Here is a 15,842-nt window from a genome sequence, read left to right on the forward strand (position 1 = left end):
GGCACCGCGGTGCGCGCCACCTGACCGGCACCGTCAGTGCAGGGCGAGCACGAGGGTCAGGGTGAGCGCGGCGAGCCCGGCGGCCAGCCAGCTGATGTAGTCGCCGGGCCGCCCCGAGTGCATCCGCAGCAGGGGCCGGAGCACCCGGTCCGGGCCGAGGCCCGTGCGGCGCACCGACAGGAGCCCGAGCGCCACGGCGAGCGCCGCCGACAGGAGCCCGTACAGCACGCCCTCGCGGGTCCACGCCGTGGCCGGTACCGCCGGGAGGGGCGGTGGAGCGGCGCCCCGCACCGCCGCCAGATACCCGGCGCGGTCGGCGAAGAGCCGCGCGCCGTCCGCCAGGGCGTGCCGCACCGCGGGAACGGTGCCCGACGCGAGCGAGGCGGCGAGCAGCAGCCGGGGCACGGCGAGCATCGGGCGCGGCACCCGCCGCTCCGCCGACCGCGTGACCTCCGGCTGCTCGCGCGCCCCGCTCATCTCCTCGGCGGGCCCGCGATCCACCCGTACGCCCCTGCCGAAGAACACGCGCAGACCCGCCCGCAGCACCGCGCCGCCCGTCACCGCGGACACCACCACGAACACGGCGGGCAGCCAGGCGTGTTCCCGCGACGCGGCATGCTCGGTGAGCGACTTGCCGAGCGCCGTCCCGAACGGCGGAAGGCCGGCCAGCGCCAATCCGCCGGCCAGGAACACGGCCCCGGTCACCGGGAGTTCGCGGGCCCGGCCGTGCAACTCCCGCTCGTCCACCGAGCCGTACCGGTCGAGCACGATCCCGGCGAGCCCGAACAGCGCCGCGTTCACCCCCGCGTGCCCGGCGACGTACACCGCGGTCCCCGCGAGACCGTCGGCGGTGAGCGGCGCGATCCCGATCAGGAGCAGCCCCGCGTGCGCCACCGTGGAGAAGGCGAGCAGGCGTTTGAGGTTGCGCTGCTGCCAGCACATCACCGCGCCCAGCAGCGCCGTCACCGTCCCGGCGCCGGTGAGCAGCGGCCCGTGTACGGAAGCCGGAAGCCCGCCGGGACCGCCGAACGCCACGGTGCAGACCCGGGCCACCCCGTACACGCCGAGCGGCACCATCACCCCGGCGAGCAGCATGTTCACCGGGGTCGGCGCCACCGTGTGGGCGTCGGCGTGCCAGAAGTGGAAGGGCGCCGACGCCGACTTCACGAGCAGCCCGGCGAGGACCAGCGCGACGGCGCACCCCAGCAGCGCGTCCGGCTCCCGGGCGGCGAGCCGGACCCCGATCTGCGCGAAGCCCAGCTCGCCGGTGCGCGCGTACAGCAGTCCGATGCCGAGCAGCATGCAGCAGCCCGCGAGCGCGTTGAGGATGCCGAAGGTCAACGCGCCCTGCAGCGGCCGCGGATCCTCGATGTGGAAGCCGGTGAGGGCGACCGCCGCGACACCCATCAGCTCGAAGAAGACGAACGCGTTGAACAGGTCGCCGGTGAGCGAGAAGCCGCACATGCCCGTCTCGAAGAGCAGCACCAGCGCCGGGAAGACACCGGGGTGCCCGTGCGGCGGCTCCTCGAAGTACCGCCAGGAGTAGGCGGTCACGGACAGCACGAGCAGGGCCGCGAGCAGCGCGATGCCCACCCCGAACCGGTCGCCGACCAGCGCGATCCCGACACTGTGCCCGTCCCGCGGGCGCCAGCCGCCCGCCCACTCGACGGTCCGCGAGCCACCCGTGCGCGCCCACAGCACCGTGAGGTCGACGAGCACGGCCACCGCGAACGTGGCGGCCAGGGCGTCCGTGGCGACGCGCGGCAGCCGGCGCCCCCCGAGCACGAGCACGGAGGCGCCGAACAGCGGGATGGCCACCGCCAGCGGGAGGGCGGCTCCCGCGGTCATCCGCGCAGCTCGCCGAGCCGGTCCGGATCGACGGTGCCGCTGCGCTTGCGGATCTGCAGGACCAGCGCGAGCAGCAGCGCGCTCACGGTCGCCCCGACGACGACGTCGGTCAGCGCCATCGCCTGCACCACCGGGTCCACCACGGGCGTGTGCACGGAGACGTCGGCGAACACGGGGGCGCCGGCGCCGTCGCGGTAGCCGATGCCGAGCAGCAGGATGTACGTGGAGGACTGGGTGACCGACAGACAGCCGACGGTGTGGATCAGGTCCCGGCTGGTCACCATCCCGTACAGCCCGACCAGGAAGATCCACCCGGCGACCAGAAACGGCAGCGTACTCAACGTGCTCCTCCCGAGCTCAACGTGCTCCTCCTGAACTCACAGCGCTCCTCCCGCATCCTTCTCCGACTCCTGCCCCAGCGACCCCATCTCGTGCGCCTGCTCCAGGAAGTGGGCGAGGAGCACGACGATGCCGGAGCCCACCTCCACGCCGACGGCGACGTTCACGACGGGGACGAGGCCCGCCGACGAGAGCTCTTTGAAGGTGCCGAGCGGCAGCACGTTCTCCAGGTACGCGCCGCCCGCGAGGAGCCCCGCGCAGCCGAGCGCGGCGAACGCCCCCGCGGCGATCGCGTCGGCGGCGTGCAGGGTGGCCAGCGGCCGCACCCGCTTCAACACCCGGTAGTCGGCGGCCAGATAGGCCAGGTGCAGGCCCGTCGCCAGGACGATGCCGCCCTGGAAGCCGCCGCCGGGCGTCAGCTGCACATGCGCCACGACGTAGCCGCCCACCAGCAGGGTCACCGGCAGCGACAGCGCGCCGAACAGGCCGATCGGCGGCGCCACGTCGAGGGGTTCGGGGTCGTGGGCGCTCTCGTCGCGGGCCCGCCGCAGCAGCACCACCGCGCCGAGCACCGCGGCGAAGAGCAGGGCCTCCTCGCCGAGCGTGTCCAGGCCGCGCTGGTCGAAGGTGAGGGAGGCGACGACGTTGGCGGTCCGCTGCTGGAGCGAGGCGGCCACGGTGCGGGCCCCGTAGGGGTGGTGGTCGGTGCCGAAGGGCGGCAGGCGGAAACAGGCCAGGGTGAAGCAGACGGCGAACACCGCGGCGGAGACGAGGAACAGCAGCGTCCTGACGCGCCGGCTCATGCCCCTCCCTCGTCCGGCGCGCCCCCGGGACCGGCGCGGTCGGCGCCCGCACCGGCGCCGTCGGCGCCCTGGCCGGACCCGTCGGGACCATCGCCGTCGCCCGCGCCACGCGGCAGCCCCGGCCCGCCACCGGGCCGGACGCGCCCCCGCCCCGCGGACCTGCGCACCGACCGTGCCGTCAGCAGGATCAGCAGCGGGGTGACGGCCGCGCCCACCGCAAGCTGCGACAGCGCCACGTCGGGGGCGTGCAGCAACAGGAACAGCAGGGCGAGGAGCAGCCCCAGCATGGCGAGGACCACCGCCTGGCGCACCGGGTCGCGAGTGAGCACGGAGACGGTCGCGGCCACCGCCACCAGCAACAGCGCGGCGGCCAGGGGCAGATCAGCGGGGCTCACCGGGCGTCGTCCTTCCGCGGCATGTCGGCCCTGCGGGCCTGGGCGCGGGCCACCGCCGTCGTCGTGGCCGGACCGCCGACCGCCGAGAGCAGGGCCAGGAAGAGCAGTTTGAGCGCCGCGCGCCCCGGGCCGGTCTCCACCGCCGCCGCCAGCGCCACGAGCGGCACCCCGACCGAGGCCGCCGGGGCCAGGGCGTGCAGCCGCCCGTACGGGCGCTCCAGGACGAGCAGCGCGAGGGCGGAGAACAACAGGACACCGACGCCGGCCGTCAGCAGCGTCAACGCGCAGGCGTGCCGCACGGATCAGTCCTCCAGAGGCAGACAGCGGGCGAACACCAGCACCCCGACGGGCCCGAGCACGACGGACACCAGGGCGACATCCACGTACGAGGAGCGGCCGAAACCCTCGGCGAGGGCGAGGAATACGGCGGGCGAGCATGTAGAGGCGAGGGCGAGCCCGACGAGCCGCTCGGTCGCGGGACCCCGGCAGGCCACCCACAGCGCGGGGCCCAGGCCGCCGACGAGCAGCACCAGGGCCGCCACCAGCCAGCCGTTCACGAGGCCCCGCCCCCAGGCCGCGGCGCGGCGCCGTCCGGGGTGCGCGACGGTGACCCCTCGTCGGCGCCCGTCGACAGGACCCGCTCGATGCGTGAGGGCTTTCCGTCGAGGGCGCGCACCCGCATCTCCCCGTCGTCCGCGTCCAGCACATACGCCCCCGGAGTCGAGGAGAGCAGCGTGGCCGCCCACGCGGGCCCGACGCCCGGCCGCAGCCGCACCGTCCGGAAGCCGCCGCGCTCCGGGCGCCCCCGCAGTGCCCGTACCACCGCGGCCCCCAGGCCGGCCATCTCCGTGACACAGGCGACGGGCCAGACGCGGAGCGCCGCCAGACACGGTCCGAGGCCGTCGACCCGCACCCCGGAGACGCGCCGTACGCCCCGAGCGGCCGGCGCACCGAGCACGGCGAGGCCGGCGCCGACGGCCAGTTCGAGGAGGGAGAGCGGGCCCACGAAGATCAGATAGAGGGCGAGCAACAGGACCGCCCAGAGCAGCACTTCACGACCGGCCGACCACAGCTCACGGCCCGCCGGCGAGACGTCACGGGACATCACCCGAGGGCACCTCCGTTCCGGTCCACTTGCGTCGCCGTCCCCTCGCGTCGCGCCGTCCGGCCCGACGCCGTCCAGCCTTTGTACGGGCCTTCGGCACGCGGGCGGGGCACCGACACGGCGCGCCCCCTAGGCCCTGCCGGGCCGACCGTCCGGGGCGGCGCGGCTGATGTCCGCCAGCGCCGACGACGGGTCCTGGGCGAGCGCCAGATCACCGAGGCTCACCATCCCCACCGGGTGGCCGTCCTCGACGACGGGCAGCCGGCGCACCGCGTGGTCGCGCATCAGCCCGACCGCCTCCGACACCGCGTCGTCGGGGGCCACGACGACGGGGTTCGGCGTGCAGACGGCCTGCGCGCTGACCGTCAGCGGATCGGCGCCGTCCGCCACGGCGCGCAGCGCGATGTCCCGGTCGGTGAGTACGCCGAGCACGTGCCCGTCGGTGGCGACCAGCACGTCGCCGATGTCCTGCGCGCGCATCAGCTGCGCCGCCTCGACGAGGGAAGCGTCGGGGCGTACCGCCACGACGCCCGGCGTCATGACGTCCCTCACGAATTCAGCCATGGCCGAGTCCCTTCCTGCCTGCGTCCGTCGTACGTTCGTCGTGATGATTCCGGCGCGTACCCCCGCGTCAACGGCCCATGCCTCGGCCGGTCGCGGAGGTTCGGTGCCCATCGCTCCGCCGTACGCCGTCGTCACCCGGCCGGCCCGACGGCGAACCTCCGGCCACCGCCGGGGCGTCGGACCCGTCCGGGTGTCCTGAGCGAGCGGCGGAAAACCTCGGGGGCGTTTGTCGCGGGAAGCCGGGGGCAGGCGGAGGAGAGTGCTTCGGACCGGAGGCACGTCCGTGGGAGTGACCGCGTCACTCCTCCCGGGTGTGTCCCGTCGTGGTCCGACGCGCACGCGCTCCCACGGTGACCGTCCACCCAAGGCACCCACTAGGGAGTTGCGACGCACCATGCGATCCCACACCGGCAAGGCAGTACCCCCCAGGACGTCCGCCACCCCCGTGGCCACGAGGACGACCGTCCCCGCGGCCCCCGTGCGGACGACCCGCACCGCGGCCCCCGCTCGCGCGGCGACCGGCCCCGCGCGGACCAAGCGTCACCCGCACGACGACGCCCCCGACACCGCGGAAGCCTTCGAGCGCCTCGTCGACCTGACGCCCGGCGCCGAACGGGACGCCCTGCGCAAGGAGATCGTCCAGGTCTGGCTCCCCATGGCCGAGCGCCTCGCCGGCCGGTTCCGCAACCGCGGCGAGGCCCTCGACGACCTGCGCCAGGTGGCGGCCCTCGGCCTGGTGAAGGCCGTCGACCGCTACGACCCCCGGCGCGGCACCGCCTTCGAGAGCTACGCCGTGCCCACCATCACCGGTGAGATCAAGCGGCACTTCCGCGACCACATGTGGACCCTGCATGTGCCGCGCCGCGTCCAGGACCTGCGCAACCGGGTGCGGTTCGCGCGCCAGGACCTCTCCCAGACCGTCTCCGGACAGGCCCCGACCGTCGCCGAGATCGCCGAGCACGCGCAGATGAGCGTGGAGGACGCGAAGGCCGGCCTGGAGGCCCTGGACAGCTTCACCGCGCTCTCCCTCGACGCCGAACTCCCGGGCAGCGAGGACGGCTACTCGCTGAGCGACGCCCTGGGCGGCCCCGACCACGCGCTCGACATCGTCGTCGACCGCGAGGCCGTCAAGCCCCGCATCGCCCAGCTGCCCGAACGCGAACGCACCATCCTCTACATGCGGTTCTTCGGCGACATGACGCAGAGCCGCATCGCCGACGAGATGGGCATCTCGCAGATGCACGTCTCACGGCTCATCAGCCGCTGCTGCGACCGGCTGCGCGACCAGGTCATGCGGGACGCCGCCTGACGCCCGGGCGGACCGGGCGCCCTGCCCCGGCCCTTCAGGGGCCCGCGCCGCGGCGCATGGCGAGCGCCATGTGCCGGGACATCACGTCGACGGCCCGCGCCTCCGCCATCGAGAAGGCGAGGCGCGGGCCGCTGCGGAAGAGCGTGAGGACGCCCTCCACCGGCCCGTGCCGGTGGGCGGTCAGCGGCACGCACAGCAGGGAGGTGACCTCGGCGCGCACCAGGACGTGCGCGCCGGACGCGTCCCTGCCGAAGGCGTCCGGGTCCTCCGGGCGCACCTGCAGCGAGGCCGCCCCGCCGCGCGCCGCCTCCACGACGAGGGGGCACGCGGCGGGGTCCTGCGTCAGGACGTCGCCGGCCGGCGCGTCCGGCGGGCCGAGGACCGTCACGCGCCGCAGCCGCGCCGCGCCCTCGTCGGCGATCACCCAGTCCGCGAACCGCCCGTGCAGCACCGCCGCCGCCCGTTCGAGGACGGCCGTGCGGTCCCCGGCCGGCGCGGTGAGCAGGGCCGCCGTCATCTCGTCGGCGAGGTCGAGCTGCGCGGCGTGCCGGGTCGCCTCGGCGAGGTCGGGGGCGGGGCCCGGGGCGCTCGGCAGCCGCTCGGCGCGCTCTCCCGAGGGCTGCAGCACGACGAGCACCCCGGCGCGCGGCTCGGCGCCCGGACGCAGCGCCGTGAGCGTGGCGCGCACCGGGGTGCCGGGGCTCCGCTGGAGATGGACGTTGAGGCTCCGGTCGCCCTCGCCGCGCGCGACCGCCGCGGTCTGCGAACGGAAGGCGACCCGGTCGGCGTGGACCAGGAAACCGGCGAGCGGCCGGCCCGTCGCGTACCCGGCGCGGACCCCGGTGAGACCGGTCGCGGCGAAGTTCATCCGCCGGACCACGGTCTCCCTGTCTATCAGCGCGACCGGCAGCGGCATCCGCTGGAACAGCGCCCGCAGCAGCCGCTGTTCGTCCCGGTCCGAGGTGGCGCTGTCCCACTGCCCGTTGACCGCGAGGCGTTCGTACGTGGGCCACAACTGGGCGGCGACGTGGTCGAGTTCGAAGAGCGCCGCGTCGAGCACGGTGCTGAGGTCGCCCGCGGGGACGGAGCGGGCGGACTTCAACTCGGCGATACGACGCACAAAATCCGCGAGGTCTTCACCGAACTCCTCCATGTGAGACATGGGTCGAACCTAACGGCTGCGGCCGTTTTCCGGAGGCCTTGCCGGGAAGCCGAAGCAGAGAGGAGGAGACGCCATGGCTCCCTTGCCGGACCCGGACCTGCTGCGCCCCGAGTCGTCGCTGCCCGGCCGTAGGCTGTCCGAGCTCGCCGAACAGGCCGCGCGCTGCACCCCTGCCTGCTGCGGCGCCGGTACGACCGTTTCCGACCTGGGCGGAGAGCACCCCGCCGCGGTCACCCACCCCGACCTCGCCGGTCTCGTCGCGCTGCAGCTGCGCTCGGGCGACGGGCCCATCCCCGCCGCGGAGGAGAGCGGCACGGCGGTCGACTCCGAGGACCTGCTGCGGGACGAACGGTGGCCCGAGTACCGGGCGCTGGCCCTCGACTCCGGCGTACGGTCCTGTCTCACGCTGCCCTTCCCGCGCGGCGGCCTCACGGTCACCCTGACCCTGTTCAGCTTCCACCCGGGCGTCTTCGACGACACCCGGCGCGGGCCCGCGCAGGCGCTCGGCTCCTTCGCCACCACGAGTTTCGTCCGCGACCGGCACTACCGCGCCGCGCTGACCGAGCTGGACCAGCTCGGCGCGGCCCTGCGGACACGGCCCGTCGTGGACCAGGCCTCGGGGATCGTCATGCACGTCCTCGCCTGCGACGCCGACGCCGCGTTCGCAGTGCTGCGGCGGATCTCCCAGGCGACCAACCGGAAGCTCGCGGACGTCGCGGCCGCGCTGGTCGAGACGAAGGGGCGAGGACTGGAACGCGAGCTGGCCTCCCTGGGGCGCTGACGCCGAGGCAGCCGCACAGGAGGTCCGCAGGGCGGCGCATCCGCAGGGCGGCGCACAAGGGCCCGGACCGGTCGGAAACGACCAGGTCCGGGCCCTTCCCGTGTCCGCTCCACCGGCCGCGCGAGCCCGCGGGACGCTCACCCGGGCGGGGGCCAGCGCGGGCGCGCGGGAGGGTGCCGCGTTGTGATGGGCAGGTACGGCGACGTCCCGGCGGTCCTGGATACGCACCGGCACACGGGGCATCAGGACACCGTCACACGAGTGCACGGAGGTGCGGATGAGGCGGACGGACACGGAGGGCCACGGCCCCGTCCGGTACGGGCCGCCCGCGCCGGACCCCGGCCTCCCGGTCCTGCCCGAGGTGGCGGCGGCCGCCGCCGCGGTCGCGGGCCGCTCCTCCGGCGAGCCCCCGGGCGGCGGCCCCGCACTCCGGGACGCCGCGAGCGGCTACTGGGACCGGCGCGGCCTGCCCGTCGAGCGCGACCACATCGCCGCCGCGCCCGGCGCCCCGCCGCTGCTGCTCGCCCTCGGTGCGGCGCTCGGCGGCGACGTCCTGCTGCCCCGGCCCTGCCCCGCCTGGTGGGAGCCGCAGGCGCGGCTGCTCGGCAGCGCGGTCTACCATGTGCCGACCCCGGCGGAGTGCGGCGGCGTCCCCGACCCCTACGCGCTCCTGGAGACCGTCCGCCGGGTCCGCGCCGAGGGCGGCCGCCCCCGGCTCCTGGTGCTCTCCGTGGCCGACGACCCCACCGCCACCGTGCCGCCCCCCGAGGTGCTGCACGAGGCCGTCGAGGCGGCCGCCGGCGAGGGACTGCACGTCGTCAGCGACGAGACCTGGCGCGACACCCTGCACCACCCCCACGACACCGTCCTGATCGGCCCCGCCGAGATGGACCACGAGCGGGTGACCGTCCTCTGCGACCTCGCCGGGCCGCTGCTCCCGCCGGCGCTGCCCGCCGCCGTCGCCCGCTTCCCCGCCACCGACGCGGGCGCCGCCCTGCGCGCCCGCACCCTCGACGTCCTCACGGCGCTCGGCGCGACCCTCGCCGCCCCGGCCGCGGCAGCGGCGGCATACGCGCTCGGCGAGCCGGACGAGGTCACCGGGCGGCTCACGGCCACCGTCCGCCTGCACACGCGCGTGGCCGCCGCCGCGCACCGCGCGCTGCTCGACGCGGGCGTCCTGGCCCGGCCCCCGCAGGCGGGCCGCCACCTGTACGCGGACCTCGGCCCCCTGCGCTGCGTGCTCGCCGCGCGTGGCGTCGGTGACGCGCAGGACCTGGAGGACTTCCTCACCGCCCGGCTCGGCATGCCCGCGCCCGGTGGCCACCGCTTCGGCGACGACATCGACGCCCTGCGCGTACGGCTGTCCACGGGACCGCTCCTCGGCACGACCCAGGCGGAGCGCCTGGCGTCGCTCGCCGCGCCGGACCCGCTGGAACTGCCGCACATACAACGGGCGTTGAGTGCTTTCACCGCCGCCTTCGACGATCTCCGCGCAGCAGCCCGGCGAAGGGAGCCTCCTCGATGACCCAGCAGGCACAGCCGAAGGAAGACGGCCGGTCGCGGCAGCGGCGGCGACAGCCGATGGCCGGGACCCCGACGCCGCCGCGCACCGGAGCCGCTCCCGGACCGCTGCCCGACGTGTCCGAAGCGGCCGACGTGGTTGGCGTGGCCGACCTGCCCACCGCACCCGCCCCCGCGCCGCCGCGCCCGCCCGGTGGCACCCGGGCCTGGCCCAGGTCCTTCGCCGACCGGCTCACCGCGCCCCTGCCCGGGTTGCGCGGGCTCGCCAGGTTCGCGCGCGAGGGCGCGCTGCGGCCGCGCGCCGAAGGCCTCGCCGACATCCGGCGGCTGCCCTTCGCCCCCGGACCGCTGCCCCGTGTCGACGCCCGCACCGTCGCCGTCACCTGGGCGGGGCACGCCAGTTGGGTCGTCCGCATCGGCGGCCTCACCGTGCTCACGGACCCCGTCTGGTCCCGCAGGATCCTCGGCACCCCGGCCCGTGTCACCCCCGTCGGCGTCACCTGGAGCGCCCTGCCGCCCGTCGACGCGGTCGTCATCAGCCACAACCACTACGACCACCTGGACGCGCCGACGCTGAACCGGCTCCCCAGGAACACCCCGGTCTTCGTGCCCGCGGGCCTCGCGCGCTGGTTCACCCGGCGCCGCTTCACCCACGTCACCGAGCTCGACTGGTGGGAGGGCGCCGAACTGCGCGGTGTGCGCTTCGACTTCGTGCCCGCCCACCACTGGTCGAAGCGGTCCCTCCTCGACACCTGCCGGACGCTGTGGGGCGGTTGGGTGCTCACCGACGCACAGGGCCAACGGGTCTACTTCGCGGGCGACACCGGATACGGCCACTGGTTCGAGCGGATCGGTGCCCGCTACCCCGGCATCGATCTCGCGCTCCTGCCGATCGGCGCGTACGAGCCGCGCTGGTGGCTCAGGGACGTCCACTGCGACCCGGAGGAGGCCGTCCGCGCGGCGGCCGACCTGGGCGCACGCCGGATGGCGCCGATGCACTGGGGCACCTTCCTGCTCTCGGCCGAGCCCGTGCTCGAACCGCTCACCCGGGTGCGGGCGGCCTGGGAGAGGACGGGACGCCCCCGCGCGGACCTGTGGGACCTGCCGGTGGGGGCGTCACGGGTGGTGGAGTGAGCGGCGGGGCGCGCGGTTCCCCCTATCGGAACCCGAGAAGCGGGTCCCCGCCGGTCAGTTCGGCGCTGGCCGCCCACAGCCGGGCGGCGACGGCCGTGTCCCGCATGTGCTCGGGGACGGGCTCTCGGCGCGGCAGGCCCCGCAGCCCGAAGATCCTCGGCCCCCACAGCTGCCCGCCCTCGGCCCCGGGGTCGAGCACGGCGCGGACGATCGGCCACGCCCCGGCGTCCTTGCCCTGCACCATGAGCCCGGCGGGCGCGGCCCGCAGCCGGGCGCCGGGGGAGACCGCGTGGACCGGCGGGCGGGAGGGCGTGAGGGAGTCCAGGGCGCCGCCGGGGTGGGCCACCAGACTGAGCACCGTGCTCCCGGCCGCGCGCAGCCGGCGGTCGAGCTCGAAACCGAAGTGCATCTGCGCCAGCTTCGACCGGCCGTAGGTGCGCTTGGGGCGGTAGTCCCGTACCGACTGCAGATCGTCGGGGTCGAGGCGTTCGGAGCGCGCCGCGAAGCTCCCCACCGTCACGACGCGGGCGGCCGGAGCGGCACGCAGGAGGGGCGCGAGCCATCCGGTGAGGGCGAAGTGGCCCAGATGGTTGGTGCCGAACATCAGCTCGTTGCCGTCCCCCGTTTCCCGGCGCGGCGGATCGTCGAGCGCGACGCCGGCGTTGTGCACGACCGCGTCGAGCCGGTCGAGTCCCAGCCGGTCGACGGAACTCTCCAGGGACGACAGATCGGCGAGGTCGAGGCGGAGGTGGCGGACCCGCGCGCCGGGTACACGCGAGCGGATCGAGGCCATCGCCGCCTCGGCCTTGGTGTCGTCCCGGCTGCCGAGAACGACGACGGCGCCGGTGCCGGCGAGCTGTTCTGCGGTGAAGTAGCCGATCCCCGCGTTGCCCCCGGTGACGAGGAACACGCGCTCTCGGGCGGACGGCAACCGGTCTACGTCCCACGGTCGGTGCTGGGCGGTGGACGGCATGTGGCGACTCCTCGCTCGGGCAGATGAAGGGTGCCCCGGCCGAGCACCCACTTGCCCAAGATCACAGACCGCACCGACAGCGGACCGACAGGCAGGGGAAGCCACCGACAGACTCCCGACACGCCCGGCCCGGGAAGGAAACCACCTCGCGGCGACGCCCGAGGGGACGGCCCGTCAAGTCGTCGGTCGGGGAACGAAACTGACTGTGGTCCACACCACAGGCGGCGAAGCGCGCGAATCGGTGAGAATGCGCCCATGAACCTCCCCACGCAGCTCACCGAGATACCAGGCGCCGACGGGCTCTTCCTCTGGGCCCCCGAAGGCGAGGGTCTTTGGGGCTACGCGAACTGTCTGTGGATCGTCTCGGGCTCCGACGCCGCCGTCATCGACACTCCGTACGACGGCCCCCTGACCCGGGCGATGATCGCCGCGGCCCGGCCCAGGCTCGGGACCCGCACCGTCTCCACCGTGGTCAACACCCATGCGAACGGCGACCACACCTTCGGCAACCACCTGTTCGACGGCGCGGAGATCATCGCCACCGACGCCGGGCGGCAGCACCTGCACCACGAGCCGACTCCCGAGCAGATGCACGCTCTGGTGCACCAGTCACCCGACGGACCCCTCGGCCGGTACCTGCGGGACCACTTCGGCGTCTTCGACTTCTCCTCCGCCCGACTGGCGCCGCCCACCCGGACCTTCTCGGGACGGCACACGTTCGCCGTCGGCGAGAAGGAGGTGGAGCTGATCGAGGTGGGCCCGGCGCACCACGTCGGGGACCTCGTGGCGCGTATCGGTGATGTGGTCTGCACCGGAGACGTGTTCTTCAACGGGGACCATCCGCCGCACTGGGCGGGCCCGCTCCAGAACGTCATCGACGCGTGCGAGCTCGTCCTCGGCCTCGACCCCCGGATCGTCGTTCCGGGGCACGGGCGGCCGACGGACCGGGCCGGGCTGGAGGAGCACCTGGTCTATCTCCGTACGGCGCAGCGGGAGATACACCGTCGCTTCGAGGCGGGGATGACCGCGGAGAAGGCGATGGACGACCTGTTCCAGCGCGGCTTCTACCCGCATCTGGGACTGCCCGAGCGGCTGATGATCGTGATCGCCGTCGAGTACAGCCACCTCGCCGGTGACGCGCCGGCTCCGACCGTCCTCGAACTCGCCGGCCGGGCGGCGGCCTGGTCGTACCGGTGAGACGGCCGGGGGCCGCGCGCTTCAGTGCACCGGGTCGGGCTTGAAGACCAGCACGAAGAAGCGCGCCCCCGGTGAACCGAGGGGGGTGGCGGCGCACATGGTGACGTCACCCTCCTGGGAGGGCGCGTGTGCGGCGCAGCAGCGGCTCAGGCGCGCCGGCTCGGGGTCGGGAGCCGTCCAGGTGCAGCGGATACGACGGGTGTCGCCGTTGGGATGTCCGTACGCCACATGGTTGGCCCGGTAGATGGGGCCGGACACCGGGTCGGCGGCGACCTCCTCGTCGAGCCGCTGCAGGTCCTCGTTCTCCGGGTACTGGGCCACGGCGTTGCGCAGCTGCGCGGTGAGCGGTACGGCCCATTCGGTTTCCCAGTGCAGCAGTTGGTGCTCCCGCGCGGTCTCGTCGAGCAGCATGTAGCGCATGAGGTTCCGATGGGGAACGGCAGGCTCGGCGTGCGGGGCGCGGGGAAACATGCGGACGAACTCGTCGTTGTAGGCGACCACGTTCCAGGCGACGTCGTTGACGTAGCACGGCTGGCCCGTGACGCTGCGCACCGCCTCGACCCAGGCGGGGGGCACGGTGGTGCCGGCCAGTGGATCCTGTGGATGGGGCGGCTCGTGCCCCAGGGCGTAGATGTACACGGCCGTGCGCTCATGTTCCGCCAGCCGCAGGACGTCGGCCACGCGGTCGAGGAAATCGGCGGTGGGGGAGGGCATTTCGCCGCGTTCCAGCTGGGCGTAGGTGCGCTCCGAGACGTAGAGGAGCTGGGCGACCTGTGCCTGGGAGAGCCCCACGGCACGCCGGCCGCGGCCGCGGCGCGGGGGCCAGCCCAGCTCGGCGGGGTCCAACTGTCGCCTCTTCCACTGCAGCAGTTCGCGCAGGGCTGCCTTATTGTCCACCTTTCTCCCTTTCGGCTGCGGTCGCGCACGGCACACTCCCATTTACCGGAAGCTGGATTTCCTGAAATTCATCCGACGTAAAAAAGCGTTCCTGGTGGTCGGCGGCCGGGTGCGGCCAAGATGGCGGACCGGACCGACGCGTACCGCGGGGGGCGCGTCGGTCCTCGACTGCGAGGGAGAGTGCGCGATGCCGCGGAGTGCTGTCGTCCTGCCGCCGGACCAGGCGGGCGGTGCCGTGGGGCGCACGCTCGCCGTACTGCGCGCACTGGGTCAACTGGGGCCCGGGGCACACCCGTCGGCGGCCATCGCGCTGCGGTCCGGCCTGCCTCCGGCCACGGTCCACCGCTATGTCCGGGCCCTGGTCGGTGAGGGCGCCATCCAGCGGCACGGCCCACGCGGCCACTATGCCCTCGCCGAGACACCCCATCTGTTCTCCGACTTCCCTCCCGAGTCGAGCGACCACGCATCAACGGGGCTCAGTTCGCCTTCCGTTCGTGCTGAATTGATCACACTACAATCACGGACCGGTCAGATCGCCCTGGCGTACGCGGCGATTCTGGTCGGCACGCCGCTCCGCGTACACGCGGAAAGGGCGCTCGGGGCGAACACGCGACTGCTGGAAGCCGCTCCACGAGGGGCACTTCGGGCGCTGTGGTGCGCGCCGCTGGAGACGGACGCCGCCGGCTGGGTCGTCCAGGCGGGCCTCGGAGACTCCACCGCGGCTCGACCGCCCTTCCAGCGCATCCGGGAGGACGGCTACGCGATCAGCCCCGCCCCGCTGATGGACCACGACGTCATCGCGGCGCCGCTGTGGCGCGGTGCGGCCGTCGCGGGTGCCGTCAGCCTCCTCGTCGCACGGCGGCACGCGCGCAGCGCCGTGGTCCGGGAGCGCTTCGTCCGCGCCGTGCTGGACACCGCGGACGCCATCGGCCCGCGGCCTGCCGGTGACGAGGCGCCGCTCTCCCCGTGCTGACCACCGTCCCCGCACCGGCTCCCCGGGAGCCAGAAAGGACGCTTCACGTGTCCCGTTCCACCCTCGTCATCGGCGGCAGCCGCGGCATCGGTCTGGCCACCGCGCGTGCCCTGCGGGACGCGGGCGACCGCGTCGCCGTGACCTGCCGCACCGCCGAGCCGCCCGCGGATCTGCTCGCTCTCCCCTGCGATGTCACCGACACGGCCCAAGTGGACGCCGCGTTCAAGGCGGCGGAGGAGGCACACGGGCCGGTCGAGGTCCTGGTGTACTGCGCGGGGATCACCAAGGACCGACTCCTCATGCGGATGAGCGAGGACGACTTCACCTCGGTCCTCGACACGAACCTGACCGGGGCCTTCCGCGCGGTCAAGCGCGCGAGCAGGGCCATGCTCCGCGCCAAGTCGGGGCGGGTCGTGCTGGTCTCCTCCGCGGTCGGGCTGCGCGGAGAGGCGGGACAGGCCAACTACGCGGCATCCAAGGCGGCTCTCGTCGGGTTCGCGCGCTCCATGGCCCGCGAACTGGGCTCCCGCAACATCACCTTCAACGTCGTGGCCCCCGGCCTCACCCGGACCAAGATGATCGAGGAGCTCGACGAGAAGCAGGTGGAGCACATGGTCGGCCAGATACCCCTGGGGCGACTGGGCCGCCCCGAGGAGATCGCGGCGGCGATCACCTTCCTCACCTCGCCGCAGGCCGGCTACATCACCGGAGCCCTCATCCCCGTCGACGGAGGCGCCGCCATGGGGCACTGAGCCGCACGGCGTCCCGTGGACATCCCGTGAGCTTCCCGTGGGCGGGGCCGAATCCCGCCTACGGGGCCCAGTTCGCACCCCCACCGGCC

18 protein-coding genes are annotated in these 15,842 nt (G+C 74.5%); 7 read left to right on the top strand and 11 right to left on the bottom strand.

What is annotated here, in order from left to right; genetic code table 11:
- Positions 1 to 33: 33 nt before the first annotated feature.
- From ACZ6B8_RS10720 to ACZ6B8_RS10755, 8 genes are all read right to left on the bottom strand, one after another.
- The gene (locus ACZ6B8_RS10720) at positions 34 to 1,848 is read right to left on the bottom strand and encodes a complex I subunit 5 family protein (protein ID WP_471606973.1); all 1,815 of its coding nucleotides are present in this window, start codon (positions 1,846 to 1,848) and stop codon (positions 34 to 36) included.
- The gene (locus ACZ6B8_RS10725; protein WP_471073143.1) at positions 1,845 to 2,189 is read right to left on the bottom strand and encodes a sodium:proton antiporter; all 345 of its coding nucleotides are present in this window, start codon (positions 2,187 to 2,189) and stop codon (positions 1,845 to 1,847) included. Before ACZ6B8_RS10725 ends, ACZ6B8_RS10720 begins: the two co-directional genes overlap by 4 nt.
- A 36-nt stretch (positions 2,190 to 2,225) precedes the next feature.
- The gene (locus ACZ6B8_RS10730; RefSeq protein ID WP_471606974.1) at positions 2,226 to 2,990 is read right to left on the bottom strand and encodes an MnhB domain-containing protein; all 765 of its coding nucleotides are present in this window, start codon (positions 2,988 to 2,990) and stop codon (positions 2,226 to 2,228) included.
- A complete protein-coding gene (locus ACZ6B8_RS10735) occupies positions 2,987 to 3,385 on the bottom strand; it encodes a hydrogenase subunit MbhD domain-containing protein (RefSeq protein WP_471606975.1) in 399 nt (132 codons plus the stop codon). Before ACZ6B8_RS10735 ends, ACZ6B8_RS10730 begins: the two co-directional genes overlap by 4 nt.
- Complete coding sequence (locus ACZ6B8_RS10740; RefSeq protein ID WP_471073134.1) at positions 3,382 to 3,684, bottom strand: monovalent cation/H(+) antiporter subunit G; 303 nt, start codon at positions 3,682 to 3,684, stop codon at positions 3,382 to 3,384. The genes ACZ6B8_RS10735 and ACZ6B8_RS10740 overlap by 4 nt, the downstream gene beginning before the upstream one ends.
- 3 nt (positions 3,685 to 3,687) lie before the next feature.
- A complete protein-coding gene (locus tag ACZ6B8_RS10745) occupies positions 3,688 to 3,942 on the bottom strand; it encodes an MrpF/PhaF family protein (protein WP_471073131.1) in 255 nt (84 codons plus the stop codon).
- Positions 3,939 to 4,490 carry a hypothetical protein gene (locus ACZ6B8_RS10750; RefSeq protein WP_471606976.1) on the bottom strand — a complete coding sequence of 184 codons (552 nt, stop codon included), beginning with the start codon at positions 4,488 to 4,490 and terminating at the stop codon, positions 3,939 to 3,941. The genes ACZ6B8_RS10745 and ACZ6B8_RS10750 overlap by 4 nt, the downstream gene beginning before the upstream one ends.
- 129 nt (positions 4,491 to 4,619) lie before the next feature.
- Positions 4,620 to 5,054 carry a CBS domain-containing protein gene (locus ACZ6B8_RS10755; protein ID WP_471073125.1) on the bottom strand — a complete coding sequence of 145 codons (435 nt, stop codon included), beginning with the start codon at positions 5,052 to 5,054 and terminating at the stop codon, positions 4,620 to 4,622.
- A gap of 445 nt (positions 5,055 to 5,499) precedes the next feature.
- On the opposite strand from ACZ6B8_RS10755, the gene ACZ6B8_RS10760 reads away from it, so the two are divergent.
- On the top strand, positions 5,500 to 6,363 hold the full coding sequence (locus ACZ6B8_RS10760; protein WP_471606977.1) for an RNA polymerase sigma factor SigF: 864 nt from the start codon (positions 5,500 to 5,502) through the stop codon (positions 6,361 to 6,363).
- Positions 6,364 to 6,397: 34 nt separating this feature from the next.
- Here ACZ6B8_RS10760 and ACZ6B8_RS10765 read toward each other — a convergent pair whose 3' ends face one another.
- Entirely contained in the window at positions 6,398 to 7,525 is a 1,128-nt protein-coding gene (locus ACZ6B8_RS10765; RefSeq protein WP_471606978.1) for a PAS domain-containing protein, read from the bottom strand.
- A gap of 73 nt (positions 7,526 to 7,598) precedes the next feature.
- On the opposite strand from ACZ6B8_RS10765, the gene ACZ6B8_RS10770 reads away from it, so the two are divergent.
- The 3 genes from ACZ6B8_RS10770 (at position 7,599) to ACZ6B8_RS10780 (ending at position 10,961) form a co-directional block, all read left to right on the top strand.
- Positions 7,599 to 8,306, top strand: coding sequence for an ANTAR domain-containing response regulator (locus ACZ6B8_RS10770; protein ID WP_471073119.1), 708 nt, complete (start codon positions 7,599 to 7,601; stop codon positions 8,304 to 8,306).
- A 277-nt stretch (positions 8,307 to 8,583) separates the two neighbouring features.
- Complete coding sequence (locus ACZ6B8_RS10775) at positions 8,584 to 9,831, top strand: aminotransferase class I/II-fold pyridoxal phosphate-dependent enzyme (protein ID WP_471606979.1); 1,248 nt, start codon at positions 8,584 to 8,586, stop codon at positions 9,829 to 9,831.
- 56 nt (positions 9,832 to 9,887) lie between these two features.
- Positions 9,888 to 10,961, top strand: coding sequence for an MBL fold metallo-hydrolase (locus ACZ6B8_RS10780; protein WP_471073577.1), 1,074 nt, complete (start codon positions 9,888 to 9,890; stop codon positions 10,959 to 10,961).
- A gap of 22 nt (positions 10,962 to 10,983) precedes the next feature.
- Here ACZ6B8_RS10780 and ACZ6B8_RS10785 read toward each other — a convergent pair whose 3' ends face one another.
- Positions 10,984 to 11,934 (bottom strand): SDR family NAD(P)-dependent oxidoreductase, encoded by a 951-nt coding sequence (locus ACZ6B8_RS10785; protein WP_471606980.1) that lies wholly within the window; start codon positions 11,932 to 11,934, stop codon positions 10,984 to 10,986.
- A gap of 255 nt (positions 11,935 to 12,189) precedes the next feature.
- Between ACZ6B8_RS10785 and ACZ6B8_RS10790 the strand changes: the two genes are divergently transcribed.
- Entirely contained in the window at positions 12,190 to 13,131 is a 942-nt protein-coding gene (locus ACZ6B8_RS10790; protein ID WP_471606981.1) for an MBL fold metallo-hydrolase, read from the top strand.
- 21 nt (positions 13,132 to 13,152) lie between these two features.
- Here the strand turns inward: ACZ6B8_RS10790 and ACZ6B8_RS10795 are convergent, their stop codons facing one another.
- The gene (locus tag ACZ6B8_RS10795; protein ID WP_471073107.1) at positions 13,153 to 14,028 is read right to left on the bottom strand and encodes a helix-turn-helix domain-containing protein; all 876 of its coding nucleotides are present in this window, start codon (positions 14,026 to 14,028) and stop codon (positions 13,153 to 13,155) included.
- A gap of 187 nt (positions 14,029 to 14,215) precedes the next feature.
- Between ACZ6B8_RS10795 and ACZ6B8_RS10800 the strand changes: the two genes are divergently transcribed.
- The gene (locus ACZ6B8_RS10800) at positions 14,216 to 15,001 is read left to right on the top strand and encodes a helix-turn-helix domain-containing protein (protein ID WP_471606982.1); all 786 of its coding nucleotides are present in this window, start codon (positions 14,216 to 14,218) and stop codon (positions 14,999 to 15,001) included.
- A gap of 47 nt (positions 15,002 to 15,048) precedes the next feature.
- Positions 15,049 to 15,753, top strand: a complete 705-nt coding sequence (gene fabG / locus ACZ6B8_RS10805; RefSeq protein ID WP_471073101.1) for a 3-oxoacyl-ACP reductase FabG — start codon at positions 15,049 to 15,051, stop codon at positions 15,751 to 15,753.
- The last annotated feature ends 89 nt before the right edge of the window (positions 15,754 to 15,842 follow it).

This window comes from Streptomyces sp. NPDC041122 (genome assembly GCF_055592445.1).